Source organism: Dictyobacter aurantiacus, from assembly GCF_003967515.1.
GTDB lineage: Bacteria > Chloroflexota > Ktedonobacteria > Ktedonobacterales > Ktedonobacteraceae > Dictyobacter > Dictyobacter aurantiacus.
This window is the reverse complement of the sequence record NZ_BIFQ01000002.1, coordinates 1,637,140-1,658,170: the sequence shown is the minus strand read 5'-3', so window position 1 is coordinate 1,658,170 and position 21,031 is coordinate 1,637,140. Positions and strand designations below refer to the sequence as shown.

Here is a 21,031-nt window from a genome sequence, read left to right as displayed (position 1 = left end):
GGGAGCGAACGTGCACGTTCTCCATCCTCTCGGTAGATCCAGACTTTATAGGAGGAGCCAGATCCACTTCTTCGCAACCGCGAAGCCTGCCCTGGATGCAGAGGACAGGGTTAGGAAAAGCTCCAAAGGAAGAAAGCAGCAATACTGCATCTTCCTGGCCAAACTACAAGAACGACATACACATCGTCGTGAGATTAGTGATGAGGAAACGCGAAGTAGATCGCGACCAGAATACCAGCAACGAGCAAAAGCCAGAGGAACAGACACCCGATGGTATTTTTTCCTGTGCTCACCATGGTGTTGGCAAAGGAAGCTCGGTCATCCCATCTGGCGAGGGAACGCAGAGCAAGCTGGTGTTCCCTGTTTTCACGCTCTTGCTGCCCAATGAGTTTTTCACGCTCTTCAATCTGCTGCTCACGTGTCTTCACGCTCTCCTCGTATTTGTTCGCCCAGTCACGAGCCATCTGTTGACCTGACTCAAAGACGGCACGGCGCTCTCGCTCACCATCTAATACCGCATCATTCAGACCACGCACGACCGGGTACGCTGCATCAAATGCTTGCTCAGCCTCCTTTCGTTTCGCGACGGCTCGCCGCTCATCTTCCTGTTCCCAGAACAGTTGGAGGTCAAGAATCATCGTCGAGATCTCTTGCTGTAGATCGTACTGAAACGGTTGGTAGAAATCCTGCCGGATCTGCTTGCCCGCCGCTTTCTCGCGAAGGATGGCAAGAGCTTGCTTGCGCGACCAGTTCCGTACCGCGGACAGAAGATGTGGTCCAGGATTCGCTCGATCACGCTTCGCAGCATCAAACGCCTGCGCGAGACGTCGGTCCGCCTGCTTCTCATCCGCTTGCAGCTGAGCCTCATCAATCGTAGAGGACGCACTACTGATCGTTTTCAAAAAGGCCTGACCACCCTCAAACATGGCGGTCGCAATAAAGTTGGTCCAGTCAGGGTGTACACTATTGGTGGATGTTGAATACTGCGTCATGGAAGGTCCCTCTTCTTCTTTCTTCCACACACCGCGAGGCATCTGTGCAACCGGTTCCATGACGAGGTTTGCACCATCGTCAGAGAAGCAGTCCTCCAGATGTCTCTGCGATGGTGAATGTACGAACAATACATTTCTTGCCCTCTCCACAAGGGTTCACTCGTACTCTACGCCATGCCAGCAGGGAATACCGGGGAAAGCAGCCCGAGAACGGAGGGAGAGGGTAGAGGAACATGGGAGCATACGAAAATAGTGACACGAAATGGTGATCTGCCAAATCGTGAAAATCGTATCAACGCACGTGTGAAGCAGTTCGAGAGCGTACCCTCTTCATTTTTACGGAAGGCACGTATGCTTCTACCTATGTCACCAAAAGAGCACATTTCACACTATCCATAATAATGCGTAACATGAATGAACACATATGTGAGCGGCAGGTAGAAAAGTTTTCTTCTCTAGCCACAAATATAGAAAAGAAAAATACCTTCCTCTATTCAACTTGGGTTGGTCGTTGAGACTAAGAAAAATCAAAGGACATGACAAGGTTTTTTTTGTGGATGCATATGGTATAAATGTATTAAAAGTGTGAACTGCAATAAATGTTGCTGTCGTAGACACTAATGAAGTAGCACGTAATCTTTGGCAACAAGGTGGTGCGCCATGGATGATTTATCAAAGGACCAGTTAGAACAACTCTTAGACATTCTGGGGAATATTTTTACCAGTAAAGAAAAACTGGGGAAATTGTTACGAACAAAATTGGATATCAGGTTAAATCGAATTACCAACGGTACCAATATGGATGAAATTATTTTTACGCTTATAGAAAATGCTGAGTCTGAAGGGTGGCTAGACGATTTTATTACAGCAACCGCAAAAGAATATCCCAAAAACCATCGCCTTCAACAGGTGTACCAGCAATTTTGCATACCCCAACCATCAGATCAATCATCCAAACATACAAACGCTCACGTTCAAATTCCTGGCAACACTCGTCCATCTCTTATACGAGCCACAGAAGAAGCATCGACTCCAGCCCAATCTTTCCACACAAGTCCAGTGTCACCTCAGCAATCTGTGTCTCAAATAATTCCACTGAGTGCATTTTCTCAACAGCAACAAATGAGTCATCAAGCTGCACCATTCTCAGCAAATTTTCGTCACCAGTGGAATTGTCATCCAGCAGCTGGCGATCCTTGGTATCACCAATTTAGCCGACATATCGCATGAACGTCAATTGCAGGTTTGCATTCATTGCCTGCAAGCAGGTCAACAACTTTTACAGGGGCAGACTGCTCCTGAAGAAAAAAAGGATATAGAAAATATAGAACAGAAACATATTGATTTGCTTAAAGATTTTTTTCAGGATATACGAGGAATTCTCAGCACCCTCCAGAAGGGTGCTCAATATCCTCGGATCAACTGGGAAAAGGTAGCGCATCTTATAGATGAGAGTAGTGCCCTTATTCTTTCGTCTTCCTCATTGTTGAAAACAAAGGGAAAAACATCAGACTATTATTTGCAATTACTACAATGTGATCGAAAATTGGCGGAAATCTTAGAAGATGTCACCCTGTGAATTGTCACACTTTGTATACATTCCTTGAATGCAGCCTTATAGTGTGCAGCTCATTGTATCCTCGAAAGGGATCGCAAACATGCCAAATACACCCATCATTCAAGGACCCTGGTTACCACAACCACAAAAACAGCTGTGCAACATTAGTCAATATCGTGCAATTATAGATCAAGCCACTGTTTCGATTCGTGAAAGTACAGTACAGATTAAAGAATATACAACATTTATTTCAGAATCACAGGGACCATACAGAACTCCATTTTGTCGCGCTGTTCAACATGCAATCCAATCAACGAGTGTAGCCTTAAAACCTTGCTCTCAACAATTAGAGTATCCCGAACTGCTCTCAACAGAGCTAAAGATTCAGCGCTATCGTTTTCTTGCATTCTATCGAACTATTGAGCATCTCGTTGATGTTCTCGTATTCCACATACAAAACCTATCCGCTGTGCATGTCTTACAGCCTCAAGAGGCTCCACAAATGCGCCGGCAGGTGATTAGAGAACTTGAACTTTTGGCGCACTATTTGGAGATGTTACCAGAAATCCTAAAAATCTTATGCGACCAAGGCATATTCTATACATAAACTCTAACGCTTAGAACACTACGATACGTGGTACCATTCAAAAGGGAACGTTACGTGTCCAATGAACGAAGAACAGATTCTAAACCTCGTTTTACCAGAAGATCGCGTATAGAGACAATGGGAATTCCCTCGTTGTATCTCATGCTTGAATGAGCATCCTGTGTACCTCCGCGATGAAGGCAGACTAAATCCATCATCTGATTGAAACCTGGAGCCCCCGATGACCCAGGCATGGTATTTGTTCGATACCGTACACGAGTCTGGTTAGCATTCATCTGAATGATAGAGTTCGTATCAAAGGCAAGCATAAGTGGAGATCCATGAGGGTATTGCAAAATAAACAACGAAGCGCCTGGAGTAAGTGAGGAAATCAACGCAGTCGAATGAAGCTCAGAGAGATTAAACCAGCCGCGTTTACGCGCATTTGGCCTTCCTTTTCCACTTAACTCTTCATTACCGATGCTCTGAGACAAACGAACAATAGCATAATCAAGTTCATCCACAGCAGGGAGTTGGGTTAATGAGTGAGATACATCGTCAAGGGAGCTTGGCTGGCTAGCGTCAACAAACCAATCCTGCGCAAGCCTCAACGTTTTCCCATCAAGCACTTTCCCATTTGCCAGTTTTTTGTGATCAAAACGAATCCGAATATCTGCAGGATAGACTGATGGCGCCTTAAGATAATGACCTAGCACATGATAGTTGGTGAGAACGAGATCAGGGCCAATAAGGAAGCCAGATCCTTGCGCATGTGGTGTCTCTATACGACATACACGAAATTCAGCTTCGCTCAACCGTGTGTTCCAAACCGCCAGGTCAATGAATACGTTTGCTTCCCGAATAATCGCTTCCGGCCTTGATACAGCTGTGACTGTTGGCAACAACCCAAGTTGCTGGACTACCACAAACAATGGTTGGTTTCCAGGAGTCATCCGATGCGCTCCCAGAAGCAGTTGGTCAAACCATCCCTCAGACTCTGCAGTATCCATGACATCAGATACAAGATCAAGAAGAGTATTGGCCAGGGAAATCTCTTCAAGCTTTTTACCACAATAAATACGCAGCATGCGCTTCAGCTTTTCTCGCGTTCTATACGCATCTTTCAGAGCAAGGAATGCCGCTTGATAATTATCATCATTCTGCATATATAAAACACCCATCTATTGCGAATAAAACCCAATATATACAATATTAACCGATATTTATATAATTATCATCATGCAAATGTTATAATTCCTAGGCTAGTAGCATGACTGGTGGCAACGCTACTCCTTTCAATGAATATCCACCCAAAATCGTTCACGAGATATGAGAACACAGCAGCATCAATCACACGTTGGATACGTATTCACATGTTCCTCCAGCCTTACAGAAACAGGCGGCAGCACAATTAAATACACTCTTTTCAACACCAATATCAACGTTGCAAAAAAATCAGTAGGCAGGATAATGTTCTGATCAGAAGAAGTGGCAGTTGCAGGTGCACTTGCTGCTCCTACCCCCTCACTCCCTGCCTTGTCCCTCCTGTACTCTCTCCCTGCTTACCAATGGCCTGCCACCGTTCCCGGAGTACGCTCAATCTCGACGCGTACAAACGGCGCGATGTTCGATGGAAGGCAACCATCTGAGGAGAAAAGCCTCGGAAGGAGAAGGCAGAGCCGTGGATTTTCAGCAATTTTTTCAAGTCTTGAAAGTACTGTTCAACGCGCCCAATGCAGGATTTGGAACTAGCATCTTGGGGCCACTGCAGCCCCTTTTTACCAGATTCATGAGTAGCACGCCATTGGAGTTGACGACCACCAATCGTGTTGTAGTTGGCGCCTGGGAAACCACGCTTGCGGTTGCGGATGCGTTTTTTCTGCTCCTGATCATTTTCGGCGCCATCCAGATCATGGTTTCAGAGAGTACTGGAACGCTCACGCTTCCACTTAACCAGTTCGTGCCCAAAATCCTCGTGACTGCGCTCTTGATGAATTTAAGTTTCTTCTTTGGGCAGGATCTGCTGATCTTCAATAATGTGTTGTGCGGTCTGGTCAATGCAAATCTGGATGGATTTTTCAACACCATCAATAACGGAGCGCGCATCACACAGGGGCAAGGCGCCTTGCTGTATCTTGGCGTCATCATTCTTCTCAATTTCACCATGATTCGCCTGGTGTTTCAGGCATTTGAGCGCTTCGTGCTCTGGAATCTGTTGTTTGTGCTCTCACCACTGGCCTTCTTATGCTCCTTTTTACCACAGACGTCCTCTTTTTTTTCGTTCTGGGGACGCATGTTTGTCGTTGTCACCTTTACGCAGTTCATCCAGTTTCTGGCTTTTGCCCTCGGGCTCGCGTTGCTGGCAAGTGCTGGGCAAAATGGCGTCAGCGGCATCTTGCTCGCCATTGCCATGCTGTTTCTGGTGGCCAAAGTCCCTGATCTGCTCGCACGTTTCCCATCGATGTCCATTCAAGGATCACAAGGTATTGGTCGCGTCATTGGAACCATTATCGTTGGTGCCAGGCTTCTCGCGCTCTGAGCACCTGTTGGAGGATTTCTCATGAACTATGGAACACTCAATACCCTCAATAACATTTTAAAAAATCTGCAGTCGGATGCCGCTACCCTGGGGCTCACGATTGCGGGATTAATGATTATCGTCTACGTGATCATGGTCATGTTTACCGATGATACCAATGTCACCGCCCACAACAAACGCTGGCAGAATCTTCAAAAAGTGTTTCTCTGTGCCGCGCTGATCGCGGCAGCTGGTGCCATTGTCACCTTTGGGCAACAGCTCGGGCACGCAATCCATCCCTGATTCCCACGGGTGCTCATCCATGACTGGAGTCCATACAGTGAAACGCGAGGAGGACGTATCCCAACGTCCTCCTCGCGAGAAAATGATACCATGATGCAAGAAGAAACGCAGGTACAACCACAACATGACAATCCATTGGTCAAAGAAGTTGCCGGGCACCTGTTTACCTTCGAAGAGAAAATCTTCGGTATGAGCCTGACCCAACTTCTCACCGATCTTGGAGTATTGACGGGCACATTCTCCTTGACGGGAGCACTCCCTCTCGTTCCTCACCTCATCAGTTGTGTGCTGATCACGCTCGTGGCTATGGTCTTCGTGCATGCCAGAATTCAGGGGGTCGCGCTCGTCACCTGGCTCTATCTGATTGCACGATCAAAAACGATCCCCACGAAAACCACCTGGCAAGCACACAAGAGCAACCAGAGCAGGCAAGCGCCTGGGAGCAAACCGCTCCCATCCGTACAGGCAACCTGGATCCCCATCGATACACTCCACCATGGCATCGGCTGCAAAATCTACCAGCACAAGAAAGGAGCAACGATCCGCTCCTGGACGGCACTGGAAATTGAGGGAAAAAACATTGGTCTGCTCCCAGAACACGAACAACTGCGCATCTTTCGCCGGTTCGAGGGATTTCTGGGTGGTCTTGATTTCCATCTGCAGGTGCTCTCCATCACTGAACAGGTTGATGCGCAGCAGGCGCCTGGCGTAGTGGCCCAACAAACAGCTCTTGCGACGCTCTCACAGACACCACGTCTGCGGGCCTTTCAGCAAGAGAGTATCCGCATCCAGCAACAGCACATGGCGTCCTGCACACGAACGCGGCATGTGCTCATCGTCTCCGCAGCCAGCACGGATGCGGTGTTTCAGCATCCCAATGGGTCCCCCTCATCAGTACGCGCCAGTGCCATCCGGCTCCTGAGATTTCACCAGAGGCCCCCGGTCTCGCAAGCCCAGGTGCTTGATCAGCTCCATATCCGCATCTCGGTGGTCAGGAAAGCCATGCAGCACCTGGGGATGCATATCTGGCCGCTCCAAAACCAGGAAGCGTTGCAGCTCTTTGCGTGTTGTCTTGCACCCGGGAGTGCGCATCCTACCTTTGCCCCGGAACTTCTGGCCTCACAGAGAGGGAGCAAAAACTATAAGAAGCGCATTCTGGGGCTGCATGGCGCGTTCGTATATAGCAGCCCGCATGCCAGGTGCGCCGACGAACCAGGCATCCTTGACGTGGCGGATCTGCTCGCCCCATCTGCCGTAACGATTGAGCCAGATGTTCTGCAGATACAGGCAGGGACACAGACGCGCTACATGTGCACGTTTACCATCACTGGCTACGGACATCACCTGCTGTGTGGATGGATGCAGACGCTCCACGACCTGGGGTTACCGCTGGTCGTCTCGTCCCAGATGACACCCATCGATAGCCGTTTCATGATTCTGAAATTGGAACAGGCCCTGACCAGGTTAGAAAGCCAGCGCCTCTCCAATCAAAAAACACTGCGCATCACGAGAGCAGATCAAACCGTGGAAGCAAACCAGATTCGCCGCATCACCCATGCCCTGGCGGCCAGGACGTTGAAGATCTTCGACGTCTCAATCACCATCTGTGTCCATGCGAGCACCATGGAGCGTCTCGAGCAACGCTGCCGCTACCTGCTCTCCCATCTGCGTGATATGCAACTGCAAGCTCGCCCTGCATCCTATCAACACGATCTGGCCTGGCAATCATGCCTACCGGTGGGACTCGACCGATTGCAACACGGGGTCAAGCTCACAAGTGACGTTGTTTCCACTATGTTGCCTGGCACCGGTGGCACCATCGGAACGCCAACAGGCGTGTTCCTGGGCTACACCGGCAGTGGTTTTTCCCGGCGACCCGTCTATCTCAATCCCTGGTCCCAGGACAAAAAGATCGCCAATCCCCATGTCGTGGTGATCGGAGAGACGGGGCAGGGAAAATCCTGGCTGGGCAAAACGATCGCGACTGGCTTCATGGGCCTTGGACTCGCCGACGTCGTTGTCCTTGATAAAGACGACGATTACCTGCCACTCCACGAGGCACTGGCCGGGGAAAGTCAACGCTATAGCCTGGCACGCAGTTGCCCCATCAATCTCTTTGATATTCCCTTTGGGCCGGCAGACGTTGACCCGGATGACCCGGCAGATATCCTGGCGGAATTTTTTGATAATGCCCTGCTCACCGGGCTGGCGCTCCTGGTCACTGATGAAGAGAGCAAACTCTCAAAGGGGGAAGAAGCCTATCTCACAACGGTTGCGCGCGCGACCTATGCGGCGTGTGGCATTACATCAGAGGCGATTCGGCATGATCCCGACACGCTCCTCAAACCGCCGCCTACCCTGGCTGATTTTATCAAAACAATGCAGAGCACCCCCACTTCATCCGAGAGCATGCGTCAGTCATTGCTCGAACGATTGGAAAAGGCGTCCTATCTCTTCCAGACCGGGCAGACCAGTGTCTCATTGGAAAAGCCGCTCACCATCTTTTCCATCAAGGGGCTCGATAGCAAATGGTTTGCGCTCATGACCTACGTCGTTCAGAACTTTCTACAGCGGCACCGAGCGCTCAAAAAGGATGACCGCTATCTCGCCTACATCGTGGAAGAGGCCTCCTATTTGCTCAAACATGCCGCAGGACAACACTACCTGGAAAACTGGAGTCGGAGTTTTCGCAAACTCGGCATTGCGCTTATCACGCTTTCCCAGCATCCTCGCGATTTTCTGGAGGCCGGGCAGGTCATCTTGTCGAATGCGGGGACAGTCTTCTATCTGGGGATGCAACGAACAGCCGTTGAGAAGCTCAATCTCCCAGCGGAGCTCGAACGCATCCTTGTTGAGGGCATTCCCGGGCAGTGTGTGGTACGCATTGGCAACGAGTACGCGCCACTCTCTATCTGGTCCAACCCCGTCTACCGCGCTCTCTTTACGACCGATCCCGTCGAGCGGCGAGCCATGCGTATGAAGACACAACGTCCAGGAACACTACCACAAGCGCCTGGTCCTTCAGCGTACGCTGGTCGCGCGTCTCTGGCAATGCCACAACAGAAAGGACAGCACACATGAGGCTCATGTCTTCTTCTGCGACAGCACCTACCATCCAGATACCGCCATCATCACCCGTTGATGTCATTGCCACACCGGTTGGGGCTGAACACGTGCTCCTCATTCTGCCCGGCGAAGAGGGAGAACTGCAGGCAAGCGCGATGGAGAATTTTTTTCAGGCCTGCGCCACCGATGAGGCGTTTAGCCTGGAACTGGTCGGAACGCGCCGGGAGCAGGGGTTTGTCCTGCGCGCCTCCTCAGCGGAACAACTGGTCCTGCTCAGCAAACAGTTTTCCGCTCAGTACCCTCAGGCTGAACTGCATCGCATTGCCCCGGCCGCTGATCCACTCTTTCTCCATCCTGGCGAGCACGCCATGATTGGAGAATTTGCCCTCACGCAACGGCCATGGATGCCGCTCAAGACATTTCCTGGAAAAACGCTGGCAGAACCGGGTGCGGACCCGCTGGCCGGTATTCTCGCCGCCATGGAACCACTGGGGTCCGGGCAACGCTGCATCGCACAACTGGCCCTCGTGCGCGCACCAGATACCTGGATCAGCCGCTATATCCGCAAATCCATTGAGCACCCATTGCAGGGGGAACGCGACGCCATCACCCGGGAAGGAAAACACACAACGACCACCACAGAAGGCCTCAAAACCCTGCTGCTGATTGGGGGAAGCTTCGGCATCCTGCTCGGCTCGCGTTGGTACCTGGCCCATGCCTGGGTACACCTGGCATTGCTGGGTATAGCGCTTGTGATGGGAGGGATCATGCTGCTCTGGTGGAAGATCACCCGGAGTCACCAGGACATGTATGACATGAAACTGGTCGCCGAGAAACTGTCACGTCAGGCATTCTATACTCGGCTCCGGGTGGTGGTGATCGGGCAGCAGGCAAGCTCAACGCACATCCAACTGAAAGCACACATTACACGACTGGAGGTCGCCTATCGCCAGTTTACGCTGGCCTCGGCCAACAGCCTGTATCTCAAACGGGTCCGCTACATCCGGGCAGAACACAAGCAGGCAAGCAGGCTCATACACGCAGCGGCAGCCTTTCCCTATCAGCATCCAGTGCTCCGGTTCCTGCACGGCGGTGCTCCCGGACCTGATATCTGCAATGGCCTGGAGCTCTCCGGCGCCTTTCATCTCCCGCAGGCCTTCACGGATCTGCCCCTGGTTCGCCGATTATCCGTGAAGCATCTCTTAGCCTCTCCTGAAATTGCCGCGCAGATTGAGCAGGCCCCGGCTCCTCTGCCACCGGCATTGATCGGCCATTCCAGGCATCGTGGCTTCTCCATTCCGGTCTATCTGCCCTATGACACGCTCTTTCGCCACACGTTCCTGGCCGCGCGGTCTCGCTACGGCAAATCGACCCTGATTCAACTACTGGCGCAGGCGGCGATGCAACCGATACGTCATGGGATGCCCCAACCTGGCATCTTCGTCATCGACCCCCATAAGGATCTGATCGAAGATCTCCTGCTGCTCATTCCTCCGCAGCGCGCACAGGATGTGATCCTGCTCGATCTTACCGATACAAACTACGTCGTTGCCCTCAATCCTCTCGATGCCAGTATGGGCTTTACCCGAGACCAGGCCATCGCCAATGTGATGTCGAGCTTTGAACGCGTCTGGGCCGATTTTTGGGGTCCAAGGATGAGTTATTTTTTGAAAGCCGTCTGCCTGCTGCTCTATAGCCTCAATCAAAAGAAAGTACGACAGGGACAGGCAGATCAGCAATATACCCTGCTCGATATTAATCCTCTGCTGCAATACCCTGACTATGCCCTTCAGGTCCTGCAAGAGCTTGATATGGCGGAAGTATGGCACCGGGAACTGCTGGCCTGGTGGCAACATGTCTATTTTAACCTGCCAAAGCAGAGCTCGTTTCGCAGTGAGGTGATCATGCCCATTGTCACCAAACTTGGCGTTTTTCAGGACAACCAGCAGCTTCGCAAAATCGTGGGGCAGCCGATCACCAAAGCTCCGATCCATTTAAGCGTGACTGAGGGCAAGATCATTCTCTGCGCCCTCTCTTCCCGTGATATGGATGACGCCGCAGTCAATGTCCTCGGCAGTACACTCATCAATTTGCTCCACCGCGCGTTTCGCATGCAAGAACCACTTCCCCTGCTCAAGCGAAGAAAGGTGTTCTGCGCGGTTGACGAGTTCCATGCCTTCTCAGGAGGAGACTATGACCGTCTGCTCTCAGAAGATGGTAAGTTCGGGTGTAGCATGCTGCTCGCGACACAAAATCTCAAACGCTTGAATAAGATCCGCGATGGCCTGCTTGAAATGGTCTTTTCCACCTGTGATACCATCTGCGCGTTTAACGTTTCGGCAGCAGATGCCGAGCTTCTAGAAAAAGAACTGCGCCAGGTGGTCGAGCAACGGCATATCATTAGCCAGCCCCGGCTGCATTGCTATGCGCGGCTAGCCATTCCCAGCTATCCTGTGCAGATCGTATCTGTCTCGCTTGCCAGGCCGTCTTCCTGGAGCCACACCGCAGCAAGCCAGCAGCAAGCAGAAGCTATTCGCCACTCCAATCAACAACAAAATGCACGGGCAGCTGATATTGATCAGCACTACGCCCGGCATGTCTCGCAGTTTCTCGATGTGGCGCTCTTTGTCCAGAAGATGCAACGCGATGTACAGGCAGAGCAAAAAGCGAGGCAAGAACGAGAAGAAGCTGATCAACGGGCAGAAGCGCTACGCCAGCAGGGGCTAAACATCTCATCCCCACAGCCGTCCTCATCAACGGTAGCAGATGAAAGCAAGCAACAATCATCAGACGCTGGCGACACACCAGCAACCATTGGCAGCAGCCTTGCAGGCGGATCATCAGCGAGAGGAACAGGAACGCACGAAGAGAACGAAGGGAAGCGCAATCATCCACGCAGCAGACGGAATAAAGCAACCAAAGATCCGGTCGGCGTCCCACCTCCATCACAACCCCAGAACAACCCCCAACCAATACCATCCAATCAGCAGGAGAATCGACCCATCATCCTCCCTGAGAGGAGCATGAAGGGGAGAGCGTTTTGGGGAAGTGAACGAGAAAGGGGTGAGTAATGACCAGAGAGCCAGCCAGCGTCTGGACGCCACTGTATCGAGCTGATCTCGAAACCATCCTGCACAAACAGGACTATACCATACTGCATCTCACGATTCTCTCCTGGCTGATCTGGCTGTCCCTTCTCTCTGAAGAAGAGTTGCTTCGTATCCTTGCTCAAAAAGAGGCACAGCTGGATAAAGGCCATCTTGCTGAGCAGCTCAAAAGAATGACTGAGTTGGGACTTATCGACGCGATTGTGCTCCGCGAACCTCCCATTGGCAAACAAAAGCGCTACTATGCCACAGATATGGGGCTCTACCTCTATCTGTCTGCAGTGCATCCATCCCCACCACTCACGATGGCCCGACTCGCAAAATCCTATCCCGTCGAACGCGCTGACCTGCTCGCGCGCCTGGCACGCCCTCACATCCATCTCGCATGCACGTCCCTGGCGACACGCATCATTGCCGAAGGAGCAACCCATAACAACCAGCTCATGAGCTATCAGCAACCATGGCACCATGTCTATTCCCTGGCACAGGAGAAACACACCCTCACCAGCGATGCCGCCTTGCTCATTGAGCACGTGGATGAGGAAAAAACCTACACCTTCCTCGTACATGTGGACACTGAGCCACACCAGAAAGCAGAGCGGGCAGTGGCACGCTGGTTGCTTTCACTGCTGGATCTGCGCCAGAGTCTGCGGCTCTATCGTCACCAGTGGCCAGAAGTGCTGATTATCTCCACACACTCCAGGCTTTCGCTCTGGGCGCGCCTGCTGCTGGAAACGAGCATCCAACGAACCACCACGCCGCTCTCAGGAGGAATAACCACGTTGGATGCGCTCAGCGATGGCATCTACACGCCTATCTGGTGGGATCTCGGCATCCTGGCATCGATAGAGCATCCCGACCGGTATGGCCTTTCCCACTTTCTTCGTGAGCCCGCCTCAAAAGAGCTCATCGAACAGATTTCGAACCAACGCCACTTCTATGCAATGCGCCTCAAAGAGGCAGCTGCGCCTCCACCACGTACCAAAAAACGGCTGCAGCGCTATGTTGGTGACACCCTGCAGGAGGAAGCAGAACAGCTGACAAGAGAACGTCTCAAGGAACTCTTTGCCGCAAAACGAAAAAATCAGCTCGGGATAGAGGGAACAGGGTTGCTGACCCTTGCGCTCACCAGCTCGGAAAAAACATTGATCAACTGGTCAGCGCACCATCCCTTGCTTGACGTGCCCACCTTCCAGGCACTCCTGCGGCCCGGATCTAATCCCCAGGCAATCAAACCACTGCAACAGCGTATCACCTATCTCTTCCAGCTTGGACTGATCGAAACGAGATTGTGGTCCTCGGGAAGAACACCATTAGAACAGCAGAGGTACCTCCTCACGCCTGTCGCATTAAAGTTCATGGCCATTCGTATTGGGGAACCATACACCTATTATTTTGTCTCACCCAAGTACAAAAAAAATGATGATGAGCAACTTGATCGGCAATGGGGTACACGCGGACTCAATGGGCAGATGTGGCACACCAATTCGCTCTATTCGTTTATGCGTCACCTCTACCGCAGTGCCCATGAGCGAGGAGAGGTCATCTATCAGTGGAAAAGCGCCCATGAGGCTGCACGCTGGTATCGGGACACCATCACCCACAACGATGAACACGTTCGGCCTGATGCCGAAATCATCTTCGCGCTCTCTCCCACCGACCACCCCATGAGAATGGTCCTGCTCGAATATGATCGAGGGACCACAGGCATCGTGCAATATACCCGCAAATTTACCGCCTATCTGGACTATCATCAGGCAACAGGCGCAGCGCTTCCACTCCTCGTTGTCACCACATCTCGTAAAGCCATAGCACGGATGCAGCAGGTCCTCGACTCACTGGGTCCATTACGGCTTGTCATCCTCCTGGAGAAAGACCTTCTCTCATACGGCTTCACGCTTGTAATCCATCATTTTCCTACAGCATTTTAGGAACCAATGAAAATAGCATGGTTTCTCATCATATGTGTCGGTAGAAAATGAGCATGAGGGAAAAGGGCACCATGGTCTACATCGAGAAGCGCTGCCGGGTCTGCAACGCAGTCATCACCTGGGAACAGAGCGACACCGCCTGTAAGATGCACTGCCGCGACCGACTCTATACCGAAAGCTATCGCATCGAGCGCCATAAAGAGAAATCCTATCGCAAGAACCACCCCTGCCGCCAGCAGATCGGCGAGTGAGCCGAGATTCTGCGGCACTACACATGGCGCGGCGCCTTCTGCCAGGGTCCATTTGAGAGCCTGAACCATTTTGTCCCAGTAAACAAGGGTGGCGCTACCCGGGTCGGCAACGTCGTGCTCGCCTGCCTGCCGTGCCAGATCGCCAAAGACAACCGGCTTCCCCAGGAAGTAGAGGTCATCCCCCAGGGGTCATTGAACGCGTCACCCGCTATATCCAGAGGCGCACCCACTAACACAATACCGATGGCACATTTGAATGGCTTTTTCCCACTCAGAAAAATAACGATTACGCTCAACTTTGAACCATATTCCATACCCTTCTGTCTGTATATTCTCAAATTCTCCCCTAAGCACATACACAAACCCATCTTTCTCAGCAATCAAAATGGTGAAATACTGTTCTAATTGAAAATAAGGAACGGCGAAACTTCCGCAAGGTACATGAAAAGTATTGTGACAAACGTGCGCAACCGTATAATCATCCCAGGAGACAGCTATATCCGATAAAAAGCCTTGTGATGCACTAAAAAAACAGGGCTGATATGTATCTTGATCATCATCCGTCACCGAAGTTTTATTGCCAGGGACGAAGTGGACCTCAAAATCTTCAATGACCGGAAAAAGCACTCGTTGAGCCGGGGTTAGTCCTACAGCATTTTCCTCTATCGCCTTCCTGAAGTAAGAAGGCCCGCAGATGTTCTCCAGATCAGGCACAGCAAGAGTATCGTATGAAATGTGAAGTCTAAAATAATCAATAGGCTCTGAATTCACCCATACTTTTACTTGATCGGGTTCCCAAATGTAGCCATCCAAAAATTTCAAGCCGTTTGGAAAAGAAAACGGGTGCATATATATCCTTTCTCTATTCAGGAGATGTGGGGGTGGGGAGCCAATGGTTGTGTATAATGTCGGTATCCGCTTGATAGATCGATGGAGCCGATATCGTGCATGTGTCGAAAGATCCAGTCCTGTTGAAGAGGCTCGTTACAGTCTTTTTGCCATATCGGCGTTGGCATTTTCAAGCCAGGGTGCGCAATTGCGTTCTTCACATTTCTTTTGTATCCAAAGAATGATGTCGGCATAACTTTGCACACCGTTTTCAGCCTGATTCATTTGCAGGGGAACCGTATGAAAGATATCCGCCAGCACAAAACAGGTGTGGTTATCTTTTGAGTAACTGGCGATGCGGATGTCGAGAAAAGCTCGATACAATAACGTGAAAAGGTACTCTTTTTCTGCCATAAATGCTTCCTTTCCTGCACGGGAGAGCCATGGAAGTTTAACATCCTGCCTCTCATCCTGCGAATAACCACACTTCCATTAAGCAAAGGCGGGTCTATCGCATCCTATCCTGTACGGCCTGCTATTTTGATCATTCAGAATGATATCATCCCTTGTCCAGAAGACAAAGGAGGCTTTTTGATCCGCTTCCTGAATGACTAACAGATGTGTTTACTCTGTCTACAACGGAAGCAAGGGCTAGTGGCACGCAGCTCGACGAGAACCTGGTCTTGAGTTGTGAGGAAGATTTACTAGAACCCAAAGTTCTGTCCACGTAGCTTTGGCAAATGCGCATGATGTTTGCTAGCAATATATGTGCGAGACCGCTAGAAAATGACCAAAGAGTATGGTATGCTTGAATTTAGCAGTCAAACAATCTATTTGCCAAAGGAGTACGTTAGTGTTTGTTGTTCTCCGTAATCGCAACTATGCTCTTCTCTGGCTTGGCGGGTTGATCTCTACCCTTGGTGATTGGGTTCTACGTGGTGCGTTGCCGTTTTACGTCTACGCCCATACGGGGTCTGCCCTCGCCACTGGCATGGCCTTTATCGCCAGTACGCTCCCGTGGATTGTCCTCTCTTCAGTGGCTGGGGTGTTTGTAGACCGCTGGAATCGGAAATGGACCATGATTGTGGCCGATCTCGCGCGAGCGATGCTACTCCTGCTCTTGCTGCTGGTTCTTTATGCACCAAATCTCTTCTGGCTTGTCTATGTTGTGAGCTTTACAGAAGCTTGCATTACCCAATTCTTTAATCCCGCGTCTCTCGCATTCATCCCCTCTATTGTTGGTCGTAATCATTTACAGAAGGCCAATGCGCTTAGTTCGTTGAGTAGCAGTTCCGCGCGCCTTCTAGGGCCTTTGCTAGGAGGCGCTCTCCTAGAAATCTTCGGACTCGGCTCGACGACTCTTGCAGACAGCATCTCCTACCTTTGTTCAGCAGTGCTAATCGCCCTGGTTCTAGTTGCGCCCAATTCCGAAGCGGAGCAAGTAGAGGCCTCTGGGGGTACAGTGCGTGCAAAATGGTTTGCGTACTGGCGCGACTGGCTAGAGGGGCTTCGTACAGTGGGACAACAAAAAGGGATCAGAACACTCTTTGTGGCAGTAGGATTGGGTTCGCTGGCCGATGGAGTGATCAATGCACTCTTTGTTCTTTTCCCATCGGCCATCCTCGGCATGGAAGCTGCCCAGTACGGGGCTATGCTGACAGCGCTGGGGATTGGTAGTCTCCTTGGCAGTGTTTGTGTCGGGTGGCTCGCGAAAAGACTCTCTCTACCGCGATTGTTCTGGCTGGGCTGGGCAGGCAAGGGCTTGATCTACCTGTTGGCTTTCAACGTTCGGTCATTTCCATTGATTCTAGCCTTGTTCACGCTCTCAGGCGTACCAACAGTGAGCAACCAGGTCAGCACTCAAACCTTACTTCAAACCTCTGTCGAGGATCGCCTACGCGCTCGCGTGTTCGGCGCCTATGTCGCTACGCTCTCTCTCCTTCTCTTGGTAGGTACCGGACTAGGTAGCATACTGGCTGTTCCGCTTGGTATCCTGCCCCTTCTCGACCTCGGTTGTGCTTTCTTTCTCCTCGCGAGTTTGGCTGCCCTCCTGCTCTTTATTCCCTCTCTTGCATTAGAATCTGGTCAATCACAGGAAACAAGAGAGCACAGCACATTACCTGACCACGCTGGTCAACATGATTAGAGTATTGAAACCGATCTTTGGAAGTATAGTGAATCCTTGACAATTCGTGCGTATCATCGTATCATAGGCCTATGAAACTCAGTGACTATGCCAAACAGCAAGGGGTCCGCTATGAGACCGCCTGGCGCTGGTTCCGGGATGGGAAGATCCAGGGGCGGCGCGTCGGGGCTCACACGATTCTCATTGATGAACCAACCACGGTCTCCGCCCCTGGATCGAAGACGCACACCGTGGTCTACACGCGGGTGTCTTCCGCCGAAAACAAGGCCAATCTGGATCGTCAGGCCGAACGGTTGGTCGTGTACTGCACGGCTCGTGGTTATGGTCAAGGAAATTGGCTCGGGCGTCAATGACAACCGCCCCAAGTTTCTGGCGCTGCTGGCTGATCCGAGCGTGGGGCGTATCGTCATTGAGCACAAAGACCGCGGCACCCGCTTCGGGTTCCGTTACATTGAGACCTTGCTTCACACCTATGGACGTGAGATCGAGGTCGTCAATCAGGCTGACACGAGCACCGAGGACCTGCTCGCAGACCTCACCAGCATTGTGTATTCCTTTTGTGCCAGACTCTATGGGCAACGACGTGCCAAACGAACGACAGAGCGTCTGGTGCAGGAGTTGGAGGCCGAGCATGCAGTTGACTGAAAGGCATATCATTGATCAGAGTGATCCCCGGTATGGGGCGCTCGATGCCGCCTGCTTTGCCTCTAAAAACCTCTATAACGCGGCGCTCTACGAAATGCGTCAGGCCTTCATCTTTGAGGGGATCTCTCTCACCTACCAGCAGATGGATCGGCGCATGCAGTCGCATGAAGCCTACAAAGCCCTGCCGGCCAAAGTGGCCCAACAGGTGCTCCTACTGCTCGAACGCAATTGGACCTCGTTCTTTGCAGCCCTCAAGGCCTACAAGGCCGATCCCTCCACGTTCCGTCGTCGTCCCCAACTGCCCACCTACAAACACAAAACGACCGGTCGCCATGTGCTGATCTATACGATGCAGGCCGTCAGCCGCAGCAAACGGACCCTTGGTCGGCACCTCATTGTACCTTCAGGATTGGGCATTCAGGTCAAAACGCGGCAAGACCCCAAGACGATCGCGCAGGTCCGGGTGGTTCCCAAACACGGCTTTGTCGTGGTAGAGATCGTGTATGAACAGGAGCCAGCCGAATCTGCTGTCGATCCTTCCCTCATCGCGGGCATCGATGCTGGGGTCGATAATGTGATCGCGTTAACTGCAAACAAGCCGGGCTTTGTCCCGGTCGTCGTTAACGGACGCGGTCTCAAAAGTACGAACCAGTTCTATAACAAGACGATGGCCGATCTGCAGCAGGCCCTTGGCCGCCCTGGCGTGACCCGACGCATGCAGCGCCTGACGATCTGGCGCCATCGACGCATCGAGCATGATCTGCATACCATCTCTCGCTTTGTGGTGGATCTGCTGGTCGCCGAGGGCATTGGCACCCTGGTGATCGGGCGCAACGCAGGCTGGAAGCAGGAGAGCAACCTGGGCGCACGCAACAACCAGCACTTTGTTCAGCTTCCCCATGCGCGCTTGATCCACATGCTCAGGTACAAAGCGGAGCACAAAGGCATCCAGGTGTTGCTCACGGAAGAGGCCTACACCAGTAAGGCCAGTTTCCTGGATCGTGATCCACTACCTCCCTATCAGGCTGGGCAGGAGAAGCCGCCTGTGTTCAGCGGAAAACGCATCGCACGGGGCCTCTATCGGGCCCAAGATGGCCGACTCATCAACGCTGATTGCAACGGGTCGTATAACATCATTCGAAAAGCAGCTTCTGATGCCTTTGAGGTGGAGGGAGTAGCGGATGGGAAGTGCAAGGTTCATCTGCCGGTAGTCCATCCCGTGAGGCTGTCGTTCCCTCACAAAGCTGCTCACGTGAAAATCCTGACACCTGTCAGGATTCGCTAGTCGTGACGGAACTATGGAGATCGTCTCCTACGAGTGGGAAGACGCACTCAAAAGACCCCAAAAGCAGAAGAAAGTTTGACCGTTTGTGGCCAAACTTATCTTCCATTTGCAATTTGGAAATTCACTTCCCAAATGCCATTCCCGTTGTCAATCGAAGTGAGACATGCTTTTCCTCCTAGCCATGTGTAACCGTCTACGGTTTATCCGTGGGATCTCCACTTAGCTATGCGGATAAATGATGCCGGGAACAGCACTCAGTGCGTGCCAGGGATGGGAATGGTGGGGCACTAGCAACATCAAACATGCAAGCACTGCCAGGAACACGAACAGAACGATTACGAAAGCTCTTGGTATAGTAAGTCTACACATCATGTCAACACTACCTTCCTTTAACTATGTGGGTAAATAACGTGAGGAACATGAGTACGTGGGTAAATAATGTTCGGAGTGCTGTTCAATACATGCTCGATTGGGTGTGGGCTAGCAAGAACCAGGGAAACAAGAACAAGCAGTGCAAGCAATGCAATAACTCCGACGATAAAGATGAGTTGCTGACGAAGTGTATGCGTCATATAGCTGTACCTTTCTACCGTAAAACTATGCGACTTTCACCATTTTTAGTGCCAGGGACACACGTTTGGAATTGTCATACTGACAAGAGGCCGCTCATTCAAAAACAAAGCGTACCGTGCGTACCAGGCCAAATCAAGGTATGAGCACAATCGATTGTATATGTGTGATAGTAAACCACGGATAAAAGACACGAGGAGATAGTGAAACCAGACTATACCAGGGGTGAAAAGCCCGAGGCATACCTGATGCTAAACGAAACCAGGGAAAAGCCACATGAGATGCTATAGTCTCAACACTATACCAGGGAAAAAAGACATGAGGCGCGATAGCCTCCACGCTATACCAGGGAAAAGACACATGAGGTACTACTGACGCCAGGCTAAACCAGGGGTAAAAAGCCTGAGGTATTACTGACGTCAAGCCATACCAGGGAACAGCAATAAGCGTCAATATTGCAACCACATGGAACCTGGGAACAGCAATAAGGGATTGTGCTGCAGCCAGGCTATACCACGGCATAATGATATGTGGATCTGGCTGGAAAGAGTGAGCCACGGCATACCAGGGAACAAATACCCGTGAAATTGCTCCAAACAAGGAAAACCAGGGAAACGATATGCAGGATGTTGTACATGGCTCTAAACTTGAATGAAGTTGAAAAAGAATTGACATAGAGGGCTTCCTTCCTTTATTCCCAGTTCCTGGAGCAAAGAACTGAGATTCAACTATACAAATAGATAATGGTGGGAGTCGTGCTCAATCTGTGCCAAAAAGGAACCTGACAGGATGCAATAAGCACCATACAAAACGCAGTTATTTCTATGAACACTATAAGGTTCATCAATGATGAAGCAAAAGCACCAGGTAGATAGCTCCTTTCCTTTCTATCTATGCTTTCAAGAAATGTCTCTGTTACAAGCCTAGCAGATATCAAAACAAAATACTTTTTTTATATGTGACATACAGCGTACAGACATGCCAAAAGTTCAGCATGTCTGTACTCACAATCTGATGGTTATTGAGAGACGGAGGATATATTCGCAAGGTATGCTCTATGAAAATGGGAGCGGGAGGTTTCATTCTAGATGGCACCGGGTCAATGCGCCTGTTCTGAGAGTGCCTCTCCTGTTGATTGTCCGCGACCATTGCTTGCAAATTGTACCGCGTATGAGAAGTTCGCTGGAGCATAGTATGGCCATCGTATTTGGATTATCCTCTGCGTGTATGTTCGGGCTCTTAGAT

15 protein-coding genes and 1 pseudogene are annotated in these 21,031 nt (G+C 51.2%); 12 read left to right on the top strand and 4 right to left on the bottom strand.

Annotated elements, in window-relative coordinates:
• Positions 1-194 precede the first annotated feature (194 nt).
• A complete protein-coding gene (locus KTT_RS31460) occupies positions 195-992 on the bottom strand; it encodes a hypothetical protein (RefSeq protein ID WP_126601621.1) in 798 nt (265 codons plus the stop codon).
• 660 nt (positions 993-1,652) lie between these two features.
• On the opposite strand from KTT_RS31460, the gene KTT_RS31455 reads away from it, so the two are divergent.
• The 3 genes from KTT_RS31455 to KTT_RS31445 all read left to right on the top strand — a co-directional run bounded on the left by KTT_RS31455 (position 1,653) and on the right by KTT_RS31445 (position 3,157).
• Positions 1,653-2,222, top strand: a complete 570-nt coding sequence (locus KTT_RS31455; RefSeq protein WP_126601620.1) for an effector-associated domain EAD1-containing protein — start codon at positions 1,653-1,655, stop codon at positions 2,220-2,222.
• 7 nt (positions 2,223-2,229) lie between these two features.
• On the top strand, positions 2,230-2,571 hold the full coding sequence (locus KTT_RS31450; RefSeq protein WP_126601619.1) for a hypothetical protein: 342 nt from the start codon (positions 2,230-2,232) through the stop codon (positions 2,569-2,571).
• A gap of 79 nt (positions 2,572-2,650) precedes the next feature.
• Complete coding sequence (locus tag KTT_RS31445) at positions 2,651-3,157, top strand: hypothetical protein (protein ID WP_126601618.1); 507 nt, start codon at positions 2,651-2,653, stop codon at positions 3,155-3,157.
• A 50-nt stretch (positions 3,158-3,207) separates the two neighbouring features.
• Here KTT_RS31445 and KTT_RS31440 read toward each other — a convergent pair whose 3' ends face one another.
• Positions 3,208-4,302 carry a trypsin-like peptidase domain-containing protein gene (locus KTT_RS31440; RefSeq protein WP_160146266.1) on the bottom strand — a complete coding sequence of 365 codons (1,095 nt, stop codon included), beginning with the start codon at positions 4,300-4,302 and terminating at the stop codon, positions 3,208-3,210.
• 515 nt (positions 4,303-4,817) lie between these two features.
• Here KTT_RS31440 and KTT_RS31435 point away from each other — a divergent pair.
• The 6 genes from KTT_RS31435 (at position 4,818) to KTT_RS31410 (ending at position 14,312) form a co-directional block, all read left to right on the top strand.
• Complete coding sequence (locus KTT_RS31435; RefSeq protein WP_126601616.1) at positions 4,818-5,675, top strand: hypothetical protein; 858 nt, start codon at positions 4,818-4,820, stop codon at positions 5,673-5,675.
• Between the two features lie 21 nt (positions 5,676-5,696).
• Positions 5,697-5,957 carry a hypothetical protein gene (locus KTT_RS31430; protein ID WP_126601615.1) on the top strand — a complete coding sequence of 87 codons (261 nt, stop codon included), beginning with the start codon at positions 5,697-5,699 and terminating at the stop codon, positions 5,955-5,957.
• Positions 5,958-6,047: 90 nt separating this feature from the next.
• Positions 6,048-9,038 (top strand): VirB4 family type IV secretion system protein, encoded by a 2,991-nt coding sequence (locus tag KTT_RS31425; protein ID WP_126601614.1) that lies wholly within the window; start codon positions 6,048-6,050, stop codon positions 9,036-9,038.
• Positions 9,035-12,094 (top strand): type IV secretory system conjugative DNA transfer family protein, encoded by a 3,060-nt coding sequence (locus KTT_RS31420; RefSeq protein ID WP_126601613.1) that lies wholly within the window; start codon positions 9,035-9,037, stop codon positions 12,092-12,094. Before KTT_RS31425 ends, KTT_RS31420 begins: the two co-directional genes overlap by 4 nt.
• Positions 12,094-14,061 (top strand): replication-relaxation family protein, encoded by a 1,968-nt coding sequence (locus KTT_RS31415; RefSeq protein ID WP_126601612.1) that lies wholly within the window; start codon positions 12,094-12,096, stop codon positions 14,059-14,061. Before KTT_RS31420 ends, KTT_RS31415 begins: the two co-directional genes overlap by 1 nt.
• 71 nt (positions 14,062-14,132) lie before the next feature.
• On the top strand, positions 14,133-14,312 hold the full coding sequence (locus KTT_RS31410) for a hypothetical protein (RefSeq protein WP_126601611.1): 180 nt from the start codon (positions 14,133-14,135) through the stop codon (positions 14,310-14,312).
• A 201-nt stretch (positions 14,313-14,513) separates the two neighbouring features.
• Here KTT_RS31410 and KTT_RS31405 read toward each other — a convergent pair whose 3' ends face one another.
• On the bottom strand, positions 14,514-15,161 hold the full coding sequence (locus tag KTT_RS31405) for a hypothetical protein (protein ID WP_126601610.1): 648 nt from the start codon (positions 15,159-15,161) through the stop codon (positions 14,514-14,516).
• Between the two features lie 135 nt (positions 15,162-15,296).
• Positions 15,297-15,554 carry a hypothetical protein gene (locus KTT_RS31400; protein ID WP_126601609.1) on the bottom strand — a complete coding sequence of 86 codons (258 nt, stop codon included), beginning with the start codon at positions 15,552-15,554 and terminating at the stop codon, positions 15,297-15,299.
• 439 nt (positions 15,555-15,993) lie between these two features.
• Between KTT_RS31400 and KTT_RS31395 the strand changes: the two genes are divergently transcribed.
• The 3 genes and pseudogenes from KTT_RS31395 to KTT_RS31385 all read left to right on the top strand — a co-directional run bounded on the left by KTT_RS31395 (position 15,994) and on the right by KTT_RS31385 (position 19,216).
• A complete protein-coding gene (locus KTT_RS31395) occupies positions 15,994-17,286 on the top strand; it encodes an MFS transporter (protein ID WP_160146265.1) in 1,293 nt (430 codons plus the stop codon).
• Positions 17,287-17,357: 71 nt separating this feature from the next.
• A pseudogene (locus KTT_RS31390) lies at positions 17,358-17,931 on the top strand (IS607 family transposase).
• A complete protein-coding gene (locus KTT_RS31385) occupies positions 17,918-19,216 on the top strand; it encodes an RNA-guided endonuclease InsQ/TnpB family protein (RefSeq protein ID WP_126601607.1) in 1,299 nt (432 codons plus the stop codon). The pseudogene KTT_RS31390 and the gene KTT_RS31385 overlap by 14 nt, the downstream one beginning before the upstream one ends.
• Positions 19,217-21,031 lie beyond the last annotated feature (1,815 nt).